The following is an 18,844-nucleotide window of genomic DNA, read 5'->3' on the forward strand; positions in this document are numbered from 1 at the left end:
TCCCGGGACAACACACCTAGGGCGTCGGGTGAGGCCGTGGCGGCCCCGACTACCAGCAGCACGACCACAGATACTGCCTGGAGCAGAAGCAGGGGGGCACCCGGGGCGGTACGTGGTCTCTGACGCGGCGCGGGGCAAGACCGGCGGTGCGTACCGCTTCCCGGGGGCGGGGAGTGAGGGCATCGCCGAGCAGGACGCCGCCCACCACGCACAGGCCGAATGCGGTGATGGCGAACACGGCCAGACCGGCCCAGCGGGCGTGGCGGTGCGCCCCGGCACGGAGGCGGGATTCGGACCAGTTGGTATCGAGCATCTGGGGACGCCAGTGAATGGTGATGGCTGCGCGGATGACTGGCAGTGCCGCAAACCGTGCTTGTATCAAGCAGCGAGTACAGGATGCTGTGGGCGGAATCTTGTGTCAACTGCCCGATACAATCGCTGGCCGGTAGCTGCTCGATACCGGTTGAACCGGCCAGCGAAGACGGCCTCGGGGATGTCATGGCTGGATGAGACCCAGGGCTCCGGAAACGTACGCGGCGTGACGGTGACGAGATTGATGTGTCCGGTCGGCCGGGCTCGCCGCGTTCCGTTGGTCGACAATTGGGCAACGGTCGTTCCGTCCCGCTGGAGTCGGAATGGCGCGGGGTGTGAGGGTGAAGCGCATGAAGTTTCCTACTGCCGTGCCGGCCTGCGCTGTCTGCGCCGTCTGCGTTGGGCCCGCTCCGCGGGCCTCGTACGGTCCTGCGAGCGGTTCAAGCTGATGCCGATGCGGAGGGCACGTGGGGATATGCGTGTGGGCACACGTTTACGGGGCCTGCGGATCGGCCTGCGTTTCAAGATCGGGATGACGATCGCCGCGACGGCCGCTGTGTCGGCAACGCTGACCGGCAGGTTCGTTCCGGGGATCGTCCAGGACGACCGCCGTGACAGCGTCCTCGCCGAGTACCAGGAGGCCGCACGGCACTACCGGGAGGGCCGGGTCACGGCCGGTCTCGAAGTCGACCCGGTGAAGGTGCCGGAGGACCTGCGGCGCGCCGTTGGACCCGGAGGAGCCAGGTCGGTCACCTATCTGGAAGCGGACGCGTCGGGAACCACCGTCTGGGCCGCGGGCCCCGGTGAAGACGGCCAACTGCTGGCCTTCCGCCGCCATTTTCCCCAGACCCTTTTCGAGGACCTGGAACACGCCACCCGGAGCGCTGCCGTCGTCGGCGCGCTCGGCGCGAGCATCGTGGGCATCGGGCTGGCGGCCGCGATGGCCCGCCGGCTCCGGCGGTCCACTCGCCAGGTCGACCGGATCAAGGACGGGGAGCTGGACGCCCGACTGCCCCAGCGCGGGCGCGACGAGATCGCCCAGCTCTCCGCAGCCGTCAATGCGATGGCGCAGGCCCTCGCCGCCCGGATCGAGACCGAACGCGCCGTGACGGCGAACATCGCGCACGAGCTGCGCACCCCGATTGCGGGACTGCTGACCGCGTCGAGCCTGCTCCCGGGGGACGACCGTCCGGCCGAAATGGTCCGCGAACGCGCCGTACGGCTGCGGGACCTGATGGAGGACGTCCTGGAGGTGGCCCGGATCGACAACGGGGGCGAGCGTGCCGAGCCGCGGGAGGTGGAACTCGCCGCGCTCGCCCGGCGCGTGGTCGCGGGCGTGCGGGCCGACCGGCCGCAGGCGGCTGTGGCAGTGGAGGTCATCCACGACACCGTGCGGGAGACCGACCCGCGTCGCCTCGATCGTGTCCTCACCAACCTGGTCACCAACGCGCTGCGGCACGGCGCGGAGCCGGTGGTGGTGGAGGTCGACGGCCCCGAACTGCGGGTCCGCGACCACGGCCCGGGCTTCCCGCCCGAGCTGATCGCCCACGGCCCTCAGCGGTTCCGCACCGGCGGCAACGGCGGCCTCGGCCTGGGCCTGGCCATCGCCACCGGACAGGCCGGAGTGATCGGGGCCCGCCTGCGCTGGCACAACCCGCCCGAGGGTGGCGCCGTCGCCACCATCACTCTCCCGCCGACACCCGCGGCCGAGGCGAGCCAGACGGTCAGGGGCGACGCCCCTTTTCACTGACCGCCAGAGGCTCGAGAGCGCCGGGCCAAGACGTTCGCGGAAGCCTTGACGGCGGTCGAGGCGTACCTGGAGATGCCGTACCGCATACGGCGCCGCCCCGAATCCTCAGCTGCCGACCGGCAACAACTCACGGACGAGGTGAGTGGCCTCTTGGCGCGCATGGCCTTCCAAAGGACGCGTTCGTCATCGCCGACCAGGCACGCATGCGCCAGGCCCTTGGTCCCCTGCGGCCCGGCGACGAGATAGCCGTTGACCTGCGCACCCTGACCGCGCGCCGCCTCGATCTGGTCAACGACCGGACCCGTCAGACCAACCGGCAGCGGGCTCAACTGCTGGAGTTCTTCCCAGCGTTGGAGCGCGTGCTGAACCTGAGCAAGAAGGGTCCGGTCGTCCTGCTGATCGGCTACCAGGTGCCATCCGCCGCAGCCGGGGCCAGGCAGATCGGAACCTGACTGGAGAACCGCAAGGTGAAGCGCCGCCGCGCTCGCCGAGACAGCCAGGGCGCAGCACACCGCGCTGCCGGGAGAGACCCTAGCGGCCGCCATGGTCGCCCGCATCGCCACAGTGATCCGGAGCCTGCCCGGCATGGGCACCCTCCTCGGCGCCGAGTTCATCGCCGCCACCGGTGGCGGTCTGGAGGCTTTCGGCACGGCCGACCGCCTCGCGTCCTTCTCGGGTCTCTCACCCGTGCCCCGGGACTCCGGCCGCGCAGGTCGTCGCGGATGTCGTCGGGGTTCCAGCGGGCGCGGGAGAGCAGGTGCTGCAAGCCGTCGGGGGTGAAGTGGCCGGCGTGTTCGGCGAGCTGCCAACTATTCTTGCGGGCTACCGGGGCGAGCCGTGCGCGCACGTAGTCCCGCATCCGGCGGCGGGGTTCGACGCGGCCGAAGTGGTGCCCGATGGTGGTGAAGAGGTGGTCCAGGTCTCGGTCCCAGATCTCGGCTGCCTGTTCGGTGATCACGGCCTGAGGCTTCCCCGGCCCGGGACGATACTGGCGTCGTGGGCACTCCTTCGAGGGGCTCGCGGGCAGAAGCCGTCCGTGACAGCGTTCTGCCCGCTACACTCCCACCGCTCGACGTTTCCCCAGGTCAAGCCACGAAGTGCTGCTGGAGTACGTGATCTCGACGGTGAGGGGCGTCAAGGCGGCAGGTGTCCAGCGTGGATCATCTCGCCCGAGATCGACCATGCCGTCGCGGGCGTCGGCTCCTTCTCCGTCCACCCGAGTTCACCGCGACGGAGGGCGTCCCTTATCTCGCTGAGCTTCGCGGTCGTTGCCGGGGTCCGCTCCTGTGCTTGTTCAGCGAGTCGGAGGGCATCGTCGATCTCGCTGAGCTTCCTGGAGGACAGGACGGCCGCCCGCTCTATCAGGTCGTCCCGGGACACGGTGGTCAGCCACGTGCACGGGGTGAAGCCTGGACGCGGGAACGCGAGCCGCAGCACGCCTTCGAGCGGTAGCCCTTCACCGGCACCGACCGTCACTTCGATGCCCAGACCGCTGATGTCGAGGCCCGCCGGAGCGACGACCTGCATCACCTGGAACCCGGACGCGTCGTCTCCTGACAGCAGTACGACCAACCTCCGCTCGTCGAACTGGACCCACCAGACTTCGCCACGTTGCACAAGCCCTCCGATGCACAGGATGGCAGGCAGACGCTGCGCGACCTGACGCGGTGTGGACACGGGTGCGGCCACCGTTGATCATCGGTGTGTGAAGACAAACGATCATGCGGTGGCCGCAGGTCACAGCGTAGACCCTGCCTGCTGGCAGGAGACGCTCGAGGGCCTGATGAGGCGGATAGCGGGACGCTTCACACGGGTCGAATCCCGACGCCGGGCCCGGAAGTTGGTACTCGGCCTGTTGTCGCACCTGCCGCGCAAGAACTGCTGGACCATCGCCGAGTGGGCCGGGGACAGGACCCCGGACGGCATGCAGCACCTGCTCGGGCGGGCCAAGTGGGATGCCGACCAGGTCCGCGACGAGCTGGGTGACTGCGTGGTGGAGCATCTGCACGCCGTCTACCTGGTCCACGTCGGCCGCCGCGGGCACGCCGCACTGGACCGGGAACTCTATGTTCCGCGTTCCTGGACCTCCGATCCCGACCGCTGCCGGGGCCGCCGGCCCCGGTGACAATACGGAGTTCGCGACCAAGCCGGAGCTGGCCGCTCGCATGGTCACCCGATTCCTCGACGCCGGCCATCGGGCCGCCTGGGTCGCGGGAGACGAGGTCTACGGCTGCAACCCGAGGCTGCGCACCGCGCTGGAGGAACGCGGCACCGGCTACGTCCTCGCGGTGGCCTGCTCGCACGAAGTCACCGCAGGCGCCGGGAGGTTTCGCGCCGACATGTTGGCCAGGAAGGTGCCCAAGAGTGCCTGGCAGAAGCTGTCCGCAGGGGCGGAGCCAAGGGCCACCGCTTCTACGACTGGGCCGTCATCGACCTCACCGATCCCCGGCCCGGGAGCCGGCAGCTGCTGATCCGCCGCAACCGCAGCACCGGCGAACGTGCCTACCACCGCTGCTACTCGCCTGCCGCAGTGCCGCTGACCACCCTGGTGCGCGTCGCTGGGTCAAGGTGGCGGGTCGAGGAGTCCCGCTGGGTCACCCTGGCCATGCTCGCGCATGCCTTCCTCGCTGTCCTCCGCGCGAACGAACACGAGGGTCATCCCTCGCCCGACGAGGTGATACCGCTCACTGGTCCGTCTGGCGACGCCGCCACCAGGCCCGATCCCAGACCAGCCACTACCGGCGTCAAGCCGCTCAAGCATGAAGATCACGATTCTGTCAGCTTGCTGGCGGACCCTTTGTGGTGGGTGTTGGTGGTGATTTCGGAGTCTGGGCAGGTTGCGTGCCCGGCTGTCGCGTCGGGTGGGCGCCGGGTTCCACGGCTCAGGTGGGCTCGTGCTCCTCGCAGGGACGGAAAGGGCTGGGCAGCCTGGGTTTGAGAGGGCGTGGAGCCGGTCCAGGGCGTCGGTGATCACGTCGGTCCATGGCCGATGCCCGGCGAGGCGGAGGATGCGGCGGCGGCCGGTGGTGACGAGCTGGGCGGCGGTGGAGAAGAGACGGAGCCGCAAGCGGCGGGGCTCCCAGAGCCGGACGGTGCCGGTCAGGGCGAGCAGGGGCATCCCGGCGAGCAGGTCCAGGGCGATCTGGATGATCTCCAGCCAGATCTGGTTCTGCGCGGTGTCGTGCGGTGGCAGATTGCGCAGGCCGGTGGCGCGGGCGGCGCGGATGCGGTCCTCGGCCCGGGCTCGCTGGCGGTGACGCAGTTCGAGGGCGGCGATCGGCTTGGCCGCCGTGTTGGTGGCGAAACAGGTCAGCCGCATGCCGTCGGCATCGGCATCGGCATCGGTGTCGGTGAAGCGCAACTGGGTGCCGGGGTGCGGGCGTTCCTCGCGCACGATCAGCCGTAGCCCGTTGGGCCAGCCCGTCAGGCAGTCGCCGGCGAGTTCGGCGACCCAGGCGCCGTCGCGGATGTCGCCGTCGGGTTCGACGGCCGGTGTCCAGGCCGAGGCCGGGACCTTCAGGACGGCGTGGTGGATGGCGTCGGTGATGGTCATGCCGACCGAGTACTCGACGGAGCCGCCCCGGCCGTGGTCGACGAACCCCGTCAGCGGGTGGTGGCCGAAGGTCTTCTGCCAGGTCGCGGTGGCGTCCTGCGTCTCGGAGTGGGCCGGCACGAGAACGCCGTCGACGTGCACGATCACCTGGCCGCCCGCGTCCGGCGCCCCATCACCGGCCAACTTCCAGACGTGTTCGCGCACTTCGGCCCGGGCGGTGCGCAGCGGGGCCAGGACTCGCTTGCCACCCGTCGCCAGCTTGCTGACCAGGCGGAAGACCCGTCTGGTCGGAGGCCACTGGTGCGAACACGGCCGGCTCGGCCCGCAGCAGGGCCACATCGGCCAGGCAGTCCCCGCCCGGCGCGACCGCGAGCGCCACATCCAGCAGGATCTTGCCGGGATCGTGCACCGCGCGGGCCTTCCGCCACGCCGTACTCCAACTCCTGAGACCAAGCGTCCGTGCTGGGAACATCCGGCACGGTCGGTGGGGTTGATCAAAAGAGGGGCCGGGACCACACACGCCGGGATCACGGGGACCGTAAGGTCGTCCGCCGCGCTGGGGTCCGGACCTCATGGTCGCGGCATGCCGCCGCACTTGGATCAAGACATATGTCTGTAGGAGGACTGATTCGTGGCTGGACGGCCCCTGACGCTCATGGCAGTACACGCCCACCCGGACGACGAGGCCACGGGAACCGGAGGGGTCCTCGCGCGGTACGCGGCGGAAGGCATCCGCACGGTTCTCGTGACGTGTACCGACGGCGGCTGCGGTGACGGGCCTGGGGGTGTCAAGCCGGGCGACCCAGGACACGATCCGGCTGCGGTCGCCTCGATCCGCCGGCAAGAACTCGAGGCCAGCTGCGAGGTCCTGAAGATCAGCGATCTGGAGATGCTCGGCTACGCCGACTCCGGGATGGTGGGCTGGCCGAGCAACGACGCCCCCGAATCCTTCTGGCAGACCCCCGTGGAGAAGGGCGCGGCCCGACTCGCGGAACTCATGCGGCACTACCGACCTGATGTGGTCGTCACCTACGACGAGAACGGCTTCTACGGTCACCCCGACCACATCCAGGCCCACCGCATCACGATGGCGGCGCTGGAGATGACCGAGGACCTGGCACCGAAGGTGTACTGGACCACGATGCCCCGCTCGACGATGCGGCGGTTCGGCGAGCTCATGCGCGAGTTCAATCCGGACATGCCGGAGCCGGACCCCGCCGAGGCCGCCGCGCTGGCCGAGATCGGCCTCCCCGACGATGAGATCACCACGTGGGTGGACACCACCGCGTTCAGCGGTCAGAAGTTCGACGCGCTGGCGGCGCACGCCAGCCAGGGCGAGAACATCTTCTTCCTCGGGATGGGCAAGGAGAGGTTCGGCGAGTTCATGGGCATGGAGACGTTCGTACGCGTCCAGGACACCACCGGCGCTGCCCTACCCGAGAGTGATCTCTTCGCCGGCCTGCGCTGATCCGCGCGTCCGACCGGCAGGGGAGGCACACGGGCTGAACGGCGTGATCGAGCGGCTGCGCCCTCATTCCCGTGGGCCGGCCGGATCGCTCCCGCCACGGCCCCGCGAGCGTCCATGGGTGGGCGGTCGAGCGGGCACCGCCCACGGCGACGGTCGGGCGCAGGACCCTCCCGTACCTGCGCCGCCTCCGGGTAGGGTCTTCGCGTCAGACCGCCAGGCGGTTGATTGCATGGGCAGGGCCAGTGCGCAGGGTCAGCGTGGAGGAGAGGCGCGAGAGCGTCGTTCGCGCTGCGATCACCGAGTTCGCGATCGCCGGGTACCGCGGGACCACCACCGCGGCGATCGCCAAGCGGGCCGGCGTCGCACAGCCGTATCTCTTCCGACTCTTTCCGGACAAGAAGGCGATCTTCGTCGCCGCTCTGGCGCGGAGCAGGGGAAGACACTCGGCTGACTTTCGAGAGGGCGGCCGACGCGGTGGAGTGCGGCGAGCAGGCTCTCCAGGCCATGACCGACGCTTACACCTAGTTGATCTCGACGCGCCCGGAAACGCTTGTGGTGCAGATGCAGGGATACGCCACCGTGGCGGCGGCCGAGGCGCGGGGCGAGGATGCGATCGGCGAGCGCGTCCGGGACGGATGGATGAGGATCCGGGAGACCGTGCACCTGTCGCTGGGTGCCGATGCCGGCCGGACTGCGGACTTCTTCGCCTGCGGGAAGTTCGGCACCGCCCTCGCGGCCACGGGGTTCCGGCCGAACGCCGGGCGGCCGAACGCCGGGCGGCAGGGCAGCGCCGCCGAGAAGGTCAGCGCACGCCCGCCGCGTCGAGCAGGGTGATCACCGTGGGCGCGAGGAGCCCCAGCAGTTCGTCCGCGCCGATACCGGCTCGGGCGCTGCCCCCGTCGAAGACCAGGCTGAGCTGCCGGGCCAGCAGACCCGGATCGTTCGCCCCGCCCCGCTCGGCCTCGGCACGGAAGAACGCGGTCAGCTTCTCCTTGACCTGACGGGCGACCCGGCTCGCGGGGTGACCGGGGTCCTTCAGTTCGATCTGCGCGGCCAGGAAGGGACAACCATAGAACTCGGGCGCACCCGACTGCGTTTCCACCTGCTCGAAGACATGCAGGATCCGCTCCCGGGGTGAACGGTCGTCGTCCGCCGCGGGCAGGAGTGCGGCCGCATAGGCGGACGTGCGCCGCTCCAGACTCGCCGCCAGCAACTCGTCCTTGCTCTCGAACAGTTGGTACATGGAGCGCTTGGACACTCCCGCCGCCTTGCAGAGCGCCTCGACGCCGATACCGACACCGTCTCGGTAGGTGAGCGCGGCCGCCGCCTCCAGCAGTCGCTCCCGGGGGCTTGGCTTCACTTCGGTGGTCATAGCACGAGATTAGCCCACGGAGAAGTAAAAGAAAACCGATCGGTTTCCGCGATGGTGCCCCACCCCGGGGGAGGTGACGGGCGGCCTGACCTGCGCGGGGGCCGCCGCCTTCTCCGGCGCTGTCTCCGGTCCATCTCCTGTGAACTCCTGGTTGGCCACGCTGCGGGCCGGGGACCGGCAGTCGTCTCGGTCCCTCCGGACCGCCATCGCGATCAGACTGCGGGTGCCGGGCAGCGCCGACTGCGCGTACGCGCGCTCACCTGCCAGGTCGGGGTGGTCCAGGCTCACCGCCGCCGCGTCGTCCGTACCGGCCGCCAGACACAGCTCGCGCAGCCAGGCCGCGTCGATCACCGCCGGCGAGCGCACCGCCCCTCCGTCACCGCGCCGGGCCAGTACGGCCCGTACGGGTGAGCGGCCAGCTTCGCGGGGAGCCTGGGACCGGGCAGTCGTCGCCCCTCGGCGTCGCGCGCGGCAGTCATCCGTGCTCCTCGTGACTCGGGTCCGGTGCTCGCCCGCGCGCACGCGCGATGCGAGACCGATCAGTTTCACCACGTAAACCGATCGGCTTCCCCGCGCGCAAGGCCGAGCCGAGAGTTCCGCGCGCAAGCCCGCGCCGAGGGCTCGACTCGCACCCCTCCCGAAGCGCACACGAAACGACCCCCACACGGACCGCGAGCCCCTCAGTGGATCCCGGCCTCCACCTCCCCCGAATGCCCCACCGCGAGCTTGCGCCTGGAAACCGATCGGTTTACCTTAATGGAAACCGATCGGTTTCCAGTCTCTGTGGAGGTAGTCATGACCGCTCTCAAGGGCGCACACGTGCTCGTCACCGGTGGCAGCCGGGGCATCGGCAAGGCGCTGGTGGAAGAGCTGTACGTACGTGGCGCCGCCAAGGTCTACGCCACCGCCCGCGACCCGCGCACGGTGACCCACCCCGACGCGGTCCCGGTGGCGTTGGAGGTCACCGACCCGGCCTCCGTGGCGGCGGCCGCCGCACAGGCGGACGACGTCACCGTGCTGATCAACAATGCCGGGGCCGCGATCGGCGCGTCCTTCCTCGGCTCCCCGGTCGAGGACGTCCGCCGGGAGTTCGAGACCAATTTCTACGGCCCGCTGCTCCTCACCCGGGCCTTCGTACCAGTCATCGAGCACAACGGCGGCGGTCACATCCTCACCATGCACTCCGTCCTCTCCTGGCTGGCCCTCGGCGGCTCCTACAGCGCCTCCAAGGCCGCGCTGTGGTCGCAGACCAACTCCCTGCGCCTGGAGTTGCAGCCCCGCGGTATCGCCGTCACCGGAGTGCACGTCGGATACGTCGACACGGATCTGGCGGCCGGTGTCGACGCCCCCAAGTCCGACCCCCGTGACGTCGCCGTACTCGCCCTCGACGGCGTCGAGTCCGGCGCGTACGAGGTGCTCGCCGACGACATCACGCGCCAGGTCAAGGCGGGGCTGGCCGGCGACCTGGCCGGACTGTACGCCGGACTGGCCAAGTAGCCCCGCTTCAGAGCGCAAGGAGTCTGCGAGATGCCCAGCCAGGAGCCACGTCCCACGATCCACATCGCGGGGACCACCAGCCACACCATCGCCCCGCGCGCAGGGCACAGCCGCGAGGGGACGTTGCGCTACCTCAAGGCGGGCCGCGGTGCCCCCTTGGTCCTGCTGCACACCGTGCGCACCCAGGCGGAGCACTTCCGTCTCCTCATCCCGCTGCTCGCGGACCAGTACACCGTGTACGCCCTCGATCTGCCGGGGATGGGCTACTCCGAGATCGTGCCCGGCGCGTCGTACGACGAGCCGGCCATGCGCGCGGGCGTCAAGCGGCTGCTGACCGAACTCGACCTGCACGACGTGACGTTGGTCGGCGAGTCCATGGGGGCGGTGCTCGCGCTGACCACGGCGGCCGACCTGCCGGAGCGGGTGCGGCGCGTCGTGGCCGTCAACACGTACGACTTCCGCGGGGGGATCGCCCGCTCCGGCCTCCTCGCCCGCGTGGTGGTCGGCGGTGTCCTCACGCCCGGGGTGGGCCCGGTGATCGCCGGTGTCGAGCCCAAGCCCGGGCTCAGCAAGATCCTTCAAGGCGGTCTGGACGACAAGAGCGCGCTGCGGGAGGACTACGTGGACGAGCTGCTCCAGGTGGGTGCCCGCCCCGGATACGCGACCGTCGCCCGGGGCGTGTACCGGAACCTGCCGAGCCTGATCGCGGCCCGCTCGCGCTACCCCGAGATCAAGGCGCCGATCCACCTCGTCTACGGGGAGAAGGACTGGTCGCGGCCTTCGGACCGGGAAGCCAACAGGCGGCTGCTGCCGGCCGCCGACTTCACGCAAGTGCCCAAGGCCGGCCACTTCATCGCCCTGGAACGGCCCGACGTCTTGGCCGACCTTCTGAACGCGACGGCGTGACCGCCCCGGACCGCCCCGGACCACTGTGCCCACACCTGGGGAGGGCTGCCCGACGGAGACGGAAGCCCAGGGTGCGGGTTCAGCCACGGCGAGCGTGCGTTTCGTCAACGGCGAGCGTGCGCTTCGTCGACGGCCGACGTCTCGGCGAGGAGTCGCTGCGGGGTGCCCTGCGGGCCCCGCGGCGCTCGCGGTGCCCGCTCGACGGCTTCGCGTGATTCCCGGCGCCCGCGGCGCCCAACTCCGCGGCGCATCGGCCGCTGTTCCGGCATCCGATTCCGGCGCGGATCAGACGTCGAGGACCAGGCGGTCGCCCTTGGCTCGGGAGACGCAGATCATCATGGTGTCGCCCGCGGCGCGTTCCGCCTCGGTCAGGACCGAGTCGCGGTGGTCGATCGCCCCGGACAACACCTTCGTCTCGCAGGTTCCACAGATCCCCTCCTCGCAGGAGGTCATCACCGGCACACCCGCGGCTTCGACGGCCTCGAGGACGGACATGTCCTCCGAGACCAGCAGCTTCTTGCCGGACTGGGCCAGCTCCACCTCGAAGCTGCTCTGCGGCCCGGCGGTGGCGCCCTGCTTCGGGGCGAAGCGCTCCAGGTGCAGGGATCCGCTCGGCCACTTCTCGCAGCCGACCTCGACCGCCGCGAGCAGTGGTTCCGGACCGCAGCTGTAGACGGCTGTCCTCCGTTGCGGCTTGCCGAGCAGCGCAGGCAGGTCCAGCAGCCCGTACTCGTCCTGCGGCCGCAGGCTCACCCGCTCTCCGTAGGCCCGCCGGAGCATCTCTCCGAACGCCATCGAGGCCCGGGTGCGGCCCCCGTAGACGAGGCGCCAGTCGGCGCGGGTCGCGTTCACGGCCGCCACCATGGGCAGGATCGGGGTGATCCCGATGCCGCCCGCGATGAACAGGTAGTTCTTGGCCTTCACCAGCGGAAAGTGGTTGCGGGGCCCGCGGACGCGTACCGACTCACCTTCCATGAGCACCTCGTGCACGTGGCTCGACCCGCCGCGGCTTTCCGGTTCACGCAACACGGCGACCTGGAAGCGGGACCGATCCGCCGGGTCCCCGCACAGCGAGTACTGCCGGACCATGTCGACCCGCAATACCAGGTCGATATGGGCTCCCGGCTGCCATTCCGGCAGTGGACGGTTTTCCGGGTGCCGCAGCGTCAGCAGCACCACCCCTACGGCCATCGTTTCCTTGCGTTCCACCACGAGGTCGAGCTCGACTTCGGTGCCGAGAGTGCTCATGATCCGCCTTTCGTTTCTTCAGTGATGCTTCAGTGATGCGTTCTTCCTTGACCGGTCAGGACGGGAAGCAACGGCCGAAGTCGCGCAGCAGTCGGGGGGAACCGTGCAGCTTGATCTGCCGACGTACGAGCGCCCACGCCAACACTGACGGCTTGGCGAGGAAACGCAGCCAGGTGCGCGTGTCGGCGGTGATCGTGAGATCCGGCTCGCCGTGATGCCCCTCGGCGACGTCGAGTTCGCGGTCGCGGATGGTCACGGTGATCTGCCGGGACTCGTCGCCGGTGAAAGTGAAATGGTAGGTGGCGGACATGTCCTTGGCCTGTTCGCGCTGAAAGATCAGCGGCAGTCCTTCCACCAGACCGTCGATGCTGTTCGCCCGCAGGCTCATCGCCACATGCTTCGTGCGCTTGTTGGGGAACCGGTCGGCGACATGCTGCTCGGCATCGGAGCCGGGGACGACGTAGACGGTCTCGTCCTTGTCCATCAGCGGGCGCACGACCTGGGTCAGATGCGCCTTGCGGTCGTCCAGCCACGGGCCGATGACGTCCTCACCGGCCGGGCAGACCGACATGCAGTAGGCCGCTTTGTAGTTGGCGCCGAAGGACAGGCTCTGCCACATGGAGGCGCTCTCGCTGTCACTCACTCGTGCGCGGTAGTCGTGGGCATCGCGGCTTTCGGCGACCTGTTCGGCCCAGTCACCGAAGCCGCCCATGAACTCGCGGTAGTTGTGCGTGTAGCAGGCGGAGAAGTTGAAGTGACCGTCGGAGGCGATCGCCCCGGTCGGGCAGGCCGTCACGCACAACTTGCATTCCAGGCACGGGTTGTACGCGATGGGCCGGGTGTATTCGCTGACCTCGGCGTCGATGAGGATCGTGCCCAGCAGGATGAAGTTGCCGAATGTGGGGTGGATGACGTTGCGGTGAATACCCATCTTGCCGAGCCCCGCCGCCACGGCGACCGGCTTGTGCGAGACGACCCATGCCTTCCTGGGGAAATGGTCCATCTCCATGGGAAAACCCATCGCCGGGTTGATGGCGCGCACCCCCACCGCTTCCAGCTCCCTCACCACCTGCCGACCGACCTCGTTGGTGTGGTCGCCGCTGTGATGGAACTCCAGGTTGGCGACCGAGCGGGCGGGAGTGCGGATGTTCTCCCGGTTCATCCGGGTCACGATGCTGATCAACGTTCGGACGCCTGGCAGCGCGGCGCTCAGGTCCTCCCGCTGATCGGCGATGTCCGACCGGTGGATCTCGACGAAGCCGACGTCGTCAGCACCCGCGTCGAGACACAGCCGGCGCAACCACGCCGCGTCCAGCGGCTCGGCGGGCCGGGCGGTGGTCCGGTCGCGGCGACGGGCTCGGACGACGGTGGGATGGTCTTCGAGTTTGTTCTTGGCCATCGAGCGTCACCTCAGGGGCGGGATACGAGGAAGTTTCATGAAGCAACTCGCACCCTAGCCCTGCGAGTTTTGTGAAGCAACTTACTGCCTGGCCGTGAGCATTCCGCGAGAGTCGGCCGCCGGACGTGAGGACTGGTGACTCACACACGAGAGGACGTCAGCGGGCGTGCGTTCGCCGCGCCGCGAGAAAACGGCACGCAGAGCAGCTACGCGCCCCAGCGGGCGGCAGCGAGTAGGCCCTGGAGCGATGCGTCAGGCCGACGAGTCGGTGAGTGCCGGGCCGGGAAGCAGCTGAACATCGTCCGGACCCACGACCTGTCCGCAGTGGGTGCAGACGAGTTGTTCCCGAACGTTGCCGCCGCATCCCGCGTGGTTCGTGATCCGCGGAGGGCCCGCCGGGCTCTCGGCGTGCTCATCACCCCAGTGCATCAGGCCGAGCAACGCGGTGAGCAAGTCCTTGGCCTTGCTCGTCGGCTGGTACTCATAGCGGGCGGGGCGCTCCTGGTAGCAGACCCGTTCCAGCAGACCGTCGTCGACCAGCTTCGACAGGCGGTTGGTGAGGACGTTGCGGGCGATGCCGAGACTTTCCTGGAACTCCTCGAACCGACGCAGGCCCAGATACGCGTCACGAATGATCAGCAAGGTCCAGCGCTCCCCCACGACCTCCAGGGTTCGGGCGATGGAGCACAGTTGACTTTCGTAGGTTCGGCCCAGCATGCTCCGAACCTAGCACGTTGCGTCAAGCAACTGATTGCTTGACGGGGTGAGCCCGCTCGCCCTCGGAGCGGGCGGCGGGTGCTGCGGCTCGGGCAGCCGCCGAGTCGCCCCAGGGCCGCCGCCGGCTGCGCCATGGGCCCGGCTCCGCGCCCGCCGCCCGGCGTCGGCGGAGGCTACCGGGCGTCAGGGGTGCCGTTGTCCGAAGGCTGGGGGGCTTCGCAGGTGATCTCGTCGCGGGGGGTGTAGTGGGTGTGGAACGGCTCCCGCTTCACCACCTTGCCGTCGTCGTGGAAGACGCGCTCGACGGTGACGTCGAAGCCTTCGAGCGGGGTCTGCGGCACGCACTTCTCGTCGGTGCTCACCTGCTTCTCCGGCGGCTGCACGTGGGTCCGGGGGCCCTTCACCGACTCGATCTCGTCGTACTTCTTCGTACCGAGGAAGGTGACGGTCACCGAGGTGTCCGTGGCCTCGGCCTGGATGTATATGGCGTGGCCGGAGTCGTTGGTGAACCTGAGATCGAGGCTGCCCCAGGCGACCGTCGCCTCACGGCCCTCCGGGTACCGCTCGATGTAGAAGGAGTGGGCACCGTGCTCCACCGGCTTGACCCCGGCGAAGAACATCGCGTTGTACATGGTCGTGGCCACGGCGGAGACACCGCCGCCGGGCGCCTCCGTGAACTTGTCGTCGAGGATCATGATGCCGTCGACGAAGCCGTTGGCCGCGGTGCGCTCCCCCACGGTCCGGTTGAAACTCCAGGTCTCGCCGGGCTGGACGACGGAGCCGTTGATGAGTTGCGCGGCCCGCCCGATGTTCTTCGTGCGGTAAGGGGCCGGTTCGAAGTTGACGGTGAAGGAGGACATCTTCTCCGTCAGCCCCAGCCGCGCCGCGTTCTCGCGGGTCACCTCCGGCTGGATCCGTCGCACGGCGACCTCACCGCTGCGTGCGGCGCCCGTCTTGGTGAGCAGCGGCAGCACGGCCTTGGTCAGTGCCTGGTCGGTGACCTGCGTGCCGGGCCGGGCGTCGTCGGCCACCACGACCCGGTCGCCGTCCAGCCGCAGTCGGGCGTTCTCGGCCGTCGTGGTCAGGCCGGCCAGGGGGCGGGCCACCGCGGGAGCGGAGCGCAGCCCCTTGCCGTCCAGCTTCGGGATCAGTTCGCCGGAGTCGTCCGCCCGCATCGTCAGGTGCTCGCCCACGACGGCGGGGCTGAGCGTGAACTGTCTGCCGCCCGCGGTGAGCGTGACGGGCGCCGACATGGCGGGCCGGGCGAAGTCGCGCACCGCCCGCCGTACCTCCGCCGCCGCCACCTTCGGCTCGGTCTCGCGAGTGGGCAGTGTCGTGACCGCGTCCGTCGGGCCGTGCAGGAAGGAGACCCGCAGGGTGTCGACCGCGGCGTCCACGTCCAGTGCGTAGCCACGGCGTGGGGTGACCTGGTCGACATGACCCTCCTCGAAGGTCACGGCTCCGTCGCGCACCTTCTGGTCGAGGTTCCGCGCCAGTTTCCCGAGGGCGGTGCGGGCCTTGCTCTCGTCGAGATCTACGACCGGCTCGATGTCGTCCCCCGAGTGGAAGAACGCGCCGATCACGCTGAACGGATCGGAGGCGGTGCGCGCGGCCCGGTCGACGGTCCGCTCGGTGTCGAAGGTGAGGCCTGCCCGGCGAGGGTCGACGGTCCCCTTCCGGCCTCCGACCTTCACGGCCAGCTTCTTCGCGCCTGCCGCCGCGAGGTGATCGTCCAGCTTGCGGACGGCTTCCGCGCGGCTGAGGCCCCCGATGTCCACCCCGCGCACCGTCGTCCCCGCTTCGATCTCACCACCCGTGACGAGCAGCCCGGCCAGATACAGACCGCCGAGGCCCACGGTCAGCGCGCCGCCGGTCAGGGCGAGGGACGGCACGGAGGCTATTCGAAGGCGCATGGGTCTCCCGGACCGGGGATCGATGGGCGGCGCGTGCGGTCACGCAGCGCCATGGACGGGCGAGCCCCTCAAGCTACCCAAAGCGGAGCAATGGCATGTATGTCGCACATCACTCCCGCCATGGATCACATCGGACAATCCGGGGTGCGGTGAGGGTCGGGGCTGTGGGTTTGACCTCTGTGTGGGCCATCGCTGGTCCTAGTGCTTTCTTCCGAGACGCGTTGCGCCAGGAGACCGATTCGCGCCGGTCGAGGCATCCCTACTGTCGAGCGCATGAGTGACGCACCGCACAGGACCTCCCACGACGCCGCACTGGACGCCGTCAGGGGCTACGCGCACAGCGACGCCGTCGCGGTGCGGGAGGCATTGGCCGGTCTGGACGCACGGGCCTGGACGGAGGTGTACGCCGTCCAGGGCGGTCTGCTGCGCTCCACCATCAGCATCATGGAGCTGACCGGCAGGCACTGGAAGCTGGACGACCTCGTCCGGTACACCGACGAGGTCTCCGCCGCGGCTCCGCCCCACTACGAGTTCGCCATGGCCGAGGCGATACGGGCCTGGGCGCGCGGGGACCAGTCGATGATGCGGGCGTTCTCGGGACGGGACATCCATGGGGCCGTCCACATGTCGGCCATAGGTGTCGCCGTGCTGGGCCTGGCACTGTGGGGCAGGAGCGGGCTCCTCGCCGTCCTGGAGGAGTTCCGCGCGACCGCCGACGCACTCGTGCACGACCCGCCGACCGTCACCTGACAGACGGTCAGGTCACTGGTGAACAGTCTCAACGACCGTTGCTGTACGTACTCTTGACGCTCCGTCATGCGCGGAACTGAGACCGCCGGAACCGAAGTGCCGTCAGGGCGGCCTGCTTTGCCGGTGATGTGGGTGGGTGAGATACTGCGCGCCGCGGAATCAGCGGAGCTTACGGGGGCGCGATGAGCCAGGTGGTGACCACCGCAGCCATGCTGCGGGTGGCGGATGTGCACAAGTCGTACGGGCGGGGCGCGAGCGCTGTTCATGCGCTGCGTGGCGTCTCCTTCGAGGTCCCTCGGGGGGAACTCGTCGCTCTCAAGGGGCGCTCGGGCTCCGGCAAGACCACCCTGCTCAACATCGTCGGTGGTCTGGACGAGCCGGACAGCGGAAGCGTCACCGTCGACGGGCTGGACCTCGGGGAACAGGGTGAGGACTCCCTCCTCGCGCTGCGCCGGGAACGCATCGGCTTCGTCTTCCAGTCGTTCGGGCTCATCCCCATCCTCACGGCCGCCGAGAACGTGGGCATGCCGATGCGGTTGCGCAGGGCCGACCCGCGCGAGCGGCGGGAGCGCGTCGATCTGCTGCTGTCCCTGGTGGGGCTCGCCGACCATGCCGCGCAGCGGCCCGGCGAGCTGTCGGGCGGGCAGCGCCAGCGCGTCGCCATCGCCCGCGCCCTGGCCAACAGCCCCTCGATCCTCATCGCCGACGAGCCGACCGGTCAGCTGGACGCGGAGACCGGGCACTCCGTGATGGAACTGCTCCGCGCGGTCGTCCGCAGCGAGCAGATCACGGCTCTCGTGGCCACCCACGACGCGACCCTTCTCGACCTCGCCGATCGTGTGCTGGAGCTCAAGGACGGCGAGATCACCGAGTCCTAGCTCCGCGCGTCCACCTACCCGCGTCGCCTCAGAGCCCCGGCTGCTTCGCGGCCGCGCCCCGGCCGCGCCGCCCGGCCTTCTAGCCTTCCCGGTCGTTGCGTACGGCGTCGTCGTTCCGTGTGTCGTCCGGGCGGACCGCGATGTGGTCGGGCTCCAGTTCCAGGGCGACCCGGTCACGCATCCCGAGAGCGCGGGTGTACTCGGCGGGGAGTTGGAGGCGGCCGGCCCGGTCGAGCATGGCGTACTCGCGGGCGACCAGGTTCTCCTGGCCGGTGGCGGAGTCGACCTCGCTGTGGCGGAGGACCTCCGTCGACGTGCGGCCGTCCCTGATGGCCACGGTCCGGCGGACCTCACTGGCGACGGACTGGTCGTGGGTGACGATGACGATCGTGGTCCCCAGTTCCTCGTTGGCGGTGCGGAACGCGGCGAAGACCTGTTCGGCGGTGTGGGAGTCGAGTTCACCGGTGGGCTCGTCGGCGAGCAGGACCGCGGGGTCGTTGGCGAGGGCGACCGCGAGGGCGACGCGCTGCTGCTGGCCGCCGGACATCTGGTGCGGCCGGCGGTCGCGGCACTCGGCGACGTCCAGCAGGTCGAGGAGCTCCTTGGCGCGGTCGGCCCGGGCTCGGCGCCCGCCTCGGGTGCCCGCGAGCTGCAGGGGCAGGGCGACGTTCTGCGCGGCGGTGAGGTAGGGCAGGAGGTTGCGGGAGGTCTGCTGCCAGACGAAGCCGACGGTCGTGCGACGGTACGCGAGGCGTTCCTTCGCGGACATGGTGACCAGGTCGTGGTCGGCGACACGGGCCGCGCCGGCGGTGGGCTTGTCGAGTCCGGCCAGGATGTTCATGAGGGTCGACTTTCCGCTGCCGGAGGCGCCGACCAGGGCCATGAGCTCTCCCTTCCGCACGAGGAGATCGAGGCCCTGCAGCGCCTGGACCTCCACGCCGTCGGCGGAGAAGATCCGTACGACCCGGTCGCAGGTGATGAGGGCGTCGTGACCGTAGGCGGCGGCGTTGCGCGCGGCGAGGGCGCGGTCGGCGAGCTCGTGGAAGGTGGGAGTGGTGGTCATCGGCTGCTCCTGGGCGGA

Annotated in this window: 16 protein-coding genes and 5 pseudogenes; 11 read left to right on the forward strand and 10 right to left on the reverse strand. The window is 69.8% G+C overall.

The genetic code is table 11. From position 1 onward, the window contains the following. Positions 1 to 793 precede the first annotated feature (793 nt). Positions 794 to 2,062, forward strand: a complete 1,269-nt coding sequence (locus tag AOK23_RS01895; protein WP_240496207.1) for a sensor histidine kinase — start codon at positions 794 to 796, stop codon at positions 2,060 to 2,062. Positions 2,063 to 2,232: 170 nt separating this feature from the next. Next, a pseudogene (locus tag AOK23_RS52205) lies at positions 2,233 to 2,770 on the forward strand (IS110 family transposase); the annotation flags it as partial. Here AOK23_RS52205 and AOK23_RS49250 read toward each other — a convergent pair. Both AOK23_RS49250 and AOK23_RS01910 read right to left on the reverse strand, forming a co-directional pair. After that, positions 2,769 to 2,996, reverse strand: a pseudogene (locus tag AOK23_RS49250) (IS701 family transposase); the annotation flags it as partial. The pseudogenes AOK23_RS52205 and AOK23_RS49250 overlap by 2 nt on opposite strands. Before the next feature lie 200 nt (positions 2,997 to 3,196). Continuing rightward, positions 3,197 to 3,679, reverse strand: a complete 483-nt coding sequence (locus AOK23_RS01910; RefSeq protein WP_240496211.1) for a type II toxin-antitoxin system PemK/MazF family toxin — start codon at positions 3,677 to 3,679, stop codon at positions 3,197 to 3,199. Between the two features lie 166 nt (positions 3,680 to 3,845). Here AOK23_RS01910 and AOK23_RS49255 point away from each other — a divergent pair. Both AOK23_RS49255 and AOK23_RS49260 read left to right on the forward strand, forming a co-directional pair. Beyond that, positions 3,846 to 3,972 (forward strand): annotated as a pseudogene (locus AOK23_RS49255) (IS701 family transposase); the annotation flags it as partial. Positions 3,973 to 4,017: 45 nt separating this feature from the next. Next, positions 4,018 to 4,533: a transposase gene (locus AOK23_RS49260; RefSeq protein ID WP_079049227.1), complete on the forward strand. Its 516-nt coding sequence runs from the start codon at positions 4,018 to 4,020 to the stop codon at positions 4,531 to 4,533. Between the two features lie 455 nt (positions 4,534 to 4,988). Here the strand turns inward: AOK23_RS49260 and AOK23_RS44305 are convergent. Beyond that, a pseudogene (locus tag AOK23_RS44305) lies at positions 4,989 to 6,042 on the reverse strand (transposase); the annotation flags it as partial. Between the two features lie 204 nt (positions 6,043 to 6,246). Here AOK23_RS44305 and AOK23_RS01925 point away from each other — a divergent pair. The 3 genes and pseudogenes from AOK23_RS01925 to AOK23_RS51810 all read left to right on the forward strand — a co-directional run bounded on the left by AOK23_RS01925 (position 6,247) and on the right by AOK23_RS51810 (position 7,917). Further along, the gene (locus AOK23_RS01925) at positions 6,247 to 7,083 is read left to right on the forward strand and encodes a PIG-L family deacetylase (RefSeq protein WP_107102702.1); all 837 of its coding nucleotides are present in this window, start codon (positions 6,247 to 6,249) and stop codon (positions 7,081 to 7,083) included. A gap of 257 nt (positions 7,084 to 7,340) precedes the next feature. Further along, a pseudogene (locus AOK23_RS51805) lies at positions 7,341 to 7,442 on the forward strand (TetR family transcriptional regulator); the annotation flags it as partial. Positions 7,443 to 7,635: 193 nt separating this feature from the next. After that, positions 7,636 to 7,917, forward strand: coding sequence for a hypothetical protein (locus AOK23_RS51810; protein WP_420823681.1), 282 nt, complete (start codon positions 7,636 to 7,638; stop codon positions 7,915 to 7,917). Here AOK23_RS51810 and AOK23_RS01935 read toward each other — a convergent pair. Together AOK23_RS01935 and AOK23_RS49265 are read right to left on the reverse strand one after the other, a co-directional pair. Further along, positions 7,886 to 8,455 carry a TetR/AcrR family transcriptional regulator gene (locus AOK23_RS01935; protein ID WP_055711002.1) on the reverse strand — a complete coding sequence of 190 codons (570 nt, stop codon included), beginning with the start codon at positions 8,453 to 8,455 and terminating at the stop codon, positions 7,886 to 7,888. The genes AOK23_RS51810 and AOK23_RS01935 overlap by 32 nt on opposite strands. 9 nt (positions 8,456 to 8,464) lie before the next feature. Then, on the reverse strand, positions 8,465 to 8,821 hold the full coding sequence (locus AOK23_RS49265; RefSeq protein WP_055711003.1) for a hypothetical protein: 357 nt from the start codon (positions 8,819 to 8,821) through the stop codon (positions 8,465 to 8,467). 429 nt (positions 8,822 to 9,250) lie between these two features. On the opposite strand from AOK23_RS49265, the gene AOK23_RS01945 reads away from it, so the two are divergent. Both AOK23_RS01945 and AOK23_RS01950 read left to right on the forward strand, forming a co-directional pair. Next, positions 9,251 to 9,952, forward strand: coding sequence for an SDR family oxidoreductase (locus AOK23_RS01945; protein WP_055711004.1), 702 nt, complete (start codon positions 9,251 to 9,253; stop codon positions 9,950 to 9,952). Positions 9,953 to 9,982: 30 nt separating this feature from the next. Further along, positions 9,983 to 10,858: an alpha/beta fold hydrolase gene (locus AOK23_RS01950; protein WP_055711005.1), complete on the forward strand. Its 876-nt coding sequence runs from the start codon at positions 9,983 to 9,985 to the stop codon at positions 10,856 to 10,858. Positions 10,859 to 11,143: 285 nt separating this feature from the next. Here the strand turns inward: AOK23_RS01950 and AOK23_RS01955 are convergent, their stop codons facing one another. From AOK23_RS01955 to AOK23_RS01970, 4 genes are all read right to left on the reverse strand, one after another. Then, a complete protein-coding gene (locus AOK23_RS01955) occupies positions 11,144 to 12,106 on the reverse strand; it encodes a PDR/VanB family oxidoreductase (protein ID WP_055711006.1) in 963 nt (320 codons plus the stop codon). 55 nt (positions 12,107 to 12,161) lie between these two features. Continuing rightward, complete coding sequence (locus tag AOK23_RS01960; protein ID WP_055711007.1) at positions 12,162 to 13,505, reverse strand: SCP2 sterol-binding domain-containing protein; 1,344 nt, start codon at positions 13,503 to 13,505, stop codon at positions 12,162 to 12,164. Positions 13,506 to 13,757: 252 nt separating this feature from the next. Continuing rightward, on the reverse strand, positions 13,758 to 14,222 hold the full coding sequence (locus AOK23_RS01965) for a winged helix-turn-helix transcriptional regulator (protein ID WP_055711008.1): 465 nt from the start codon (positions 14,220 to 14,222) through the stop codon (positions 13,758 to 13,760). 173 nt (positions 14,223 to 14,395) lie between these two features. Further along, positions 14,396 to 16,135: a VanW family protein gene (locus AOK23_RS01970; RefSeq protein WP_055711009.1), complete on the reverse strand. Its 1,740-nt coding sequence runs from the start codon at positions 16,133 to 16,135 to the stop codon at positions 14,396 to 14,398. A gap of 273 nt (positions 16,136 to 16,408) precedes the next feature. Between AOK23_RS01970 and AOK23_RS01975 the strand changes: the two genes are divergently transcribed. Next, positions 16,409 to 16,885 carry a hypothetical protein gene (locus tag AOK23_RS01975; RefSeq protein ID WP_055711010.1) on the forward strand — a complete coding sequence of 159 codons (477 nt, stop codon included), beginning with the start codon at positions 16,409 to 16,411 and terminating at the stop codon, positions 16,883 to 16,885. Positions 16,886 to 17,067: 182 nt separating this feature from the next. Beyond that, positions 17,068 to 17,763, forward strand: a complete 696-nt coding sequence (locus AOK23_RS01980) for an ABC transporter ATP-binding protein (protein ID WP_055711011.1) — start codon at positions 17,068 to 17,070, stop codon at positions 17,761 to 17,763. A gap of 79 nt (positions 17,764 to 17,842) precedes the next feature. On the opposite strand, the gene AOK23_RS01985 is transcribed toward AOK23_RS01980, so the two are convergent. Beyond that, a complete protein-coding gene (locus tag AOK23_RS01985) occupies positions 17,843 to 18,826 on the reverse strand; it encodes an ABC transporter ATP-binding protein (RefSeq protein ID WP_055711012.1) in 984 nt (327 codons plus the stop codon). Positions 18,827 to 18,844: the final 18 nt, after the last annotated feature.

The organism is Streptomyces torulosus, assembly GCF_001419765.1.
Classification (GTDB): domain Bacteria; phylum Actinomycetota; class Actinomycetes; order Streptomycetales; family Streptomycetaceae; genus Streptomyces; species Streptomyces torulosus.

What these genes read in the sequence shown, in the direction of transcription:
- AOK23_RS49260 (WP_079049227.1), top strand. Translation starts at nt 4,018, where the DNA reads ATGCCGACCAGGTCCGCGACGAGCTGGGTGACTGCGTGGTGGAGCATC.
- AOK23_RS01935 (WP_055711002.1), bottom strand. Translation starts at nt 8,455, where the DNA reads ATGACCACCGAAGTGAAGCCAAGCCCCCGGGAGCGACTGCTGGAGGCG.
- AOK23_RS01945 (WP_055711004.1), top strand. Translation starts at nt 9,251, where the DNA reads ATGACCGCTCTCAAGGGCGCACACGTGCTCGTCACCGGTGGCAGCCGG.
- AOK23_RS01950 (WP_055711005.1), top strand. Translation starts at nt 9,983, where the DNA reads ATGCCCAGCCAGGAGCCACGTCCCACGATCCACATCGCGGGGACCACC.
- AOK23_RS01955 (WP_055711006.1), bottom strand. Translation starts at nt 12,106, where the DNA reads ATGAGCACTCTCGGCACCGAAGTCGAGCTCGACCTCGTGGTGGAACGC.
- AOK23_RS01960 (WP_055711007.1), bottom strand. Translation starts at nt 13,505, where the DNA reads ATGGCCAAGAACAAACTCGAAGACCATCCCACCGTCGTCCGAGCCCGT.
- AOK23_RS01965 (WP_055711008.1), bottom strand. Translation starts at nt 14,222, where the DNA reads ATGCTGGGCCGAACCTACGAAAGTCAACTGTGCTCCATCGCCCGAACC.
- AOK23_RS01970 (WP_055711009.1), bottom strand. Translation starts at nt 16,135, where the DNA reads ATGCGCCTTCGAATAGCCTCCGTGCCGTCCCTCGCCCTGACCGGCGGC.
- AOK23_RS01975 (WP_055711010.1), top strand. Translation starts at nt 16,409, where the DNA reads ATGAGTGACGCACCGCACAGGACCTCCCACGACGCCGCACTGGACGCC.
- AOK23_RS01980 (WP_055711011.1), top strand. Translation starts at nt 17,068, where the DNA reads ATGAGCCAGGTGGTGACCACCGCAGCCATGCTGCGGGTGGCGGATGTG.
- AOK23_RS01985 (WP_055711012.1), bottom strand. Translation starts at nt 18,826, where the DNA reads ATGACCACCACTCCCACCTTCCACGAGCTCGCCGACCGCGCCCTCGCC.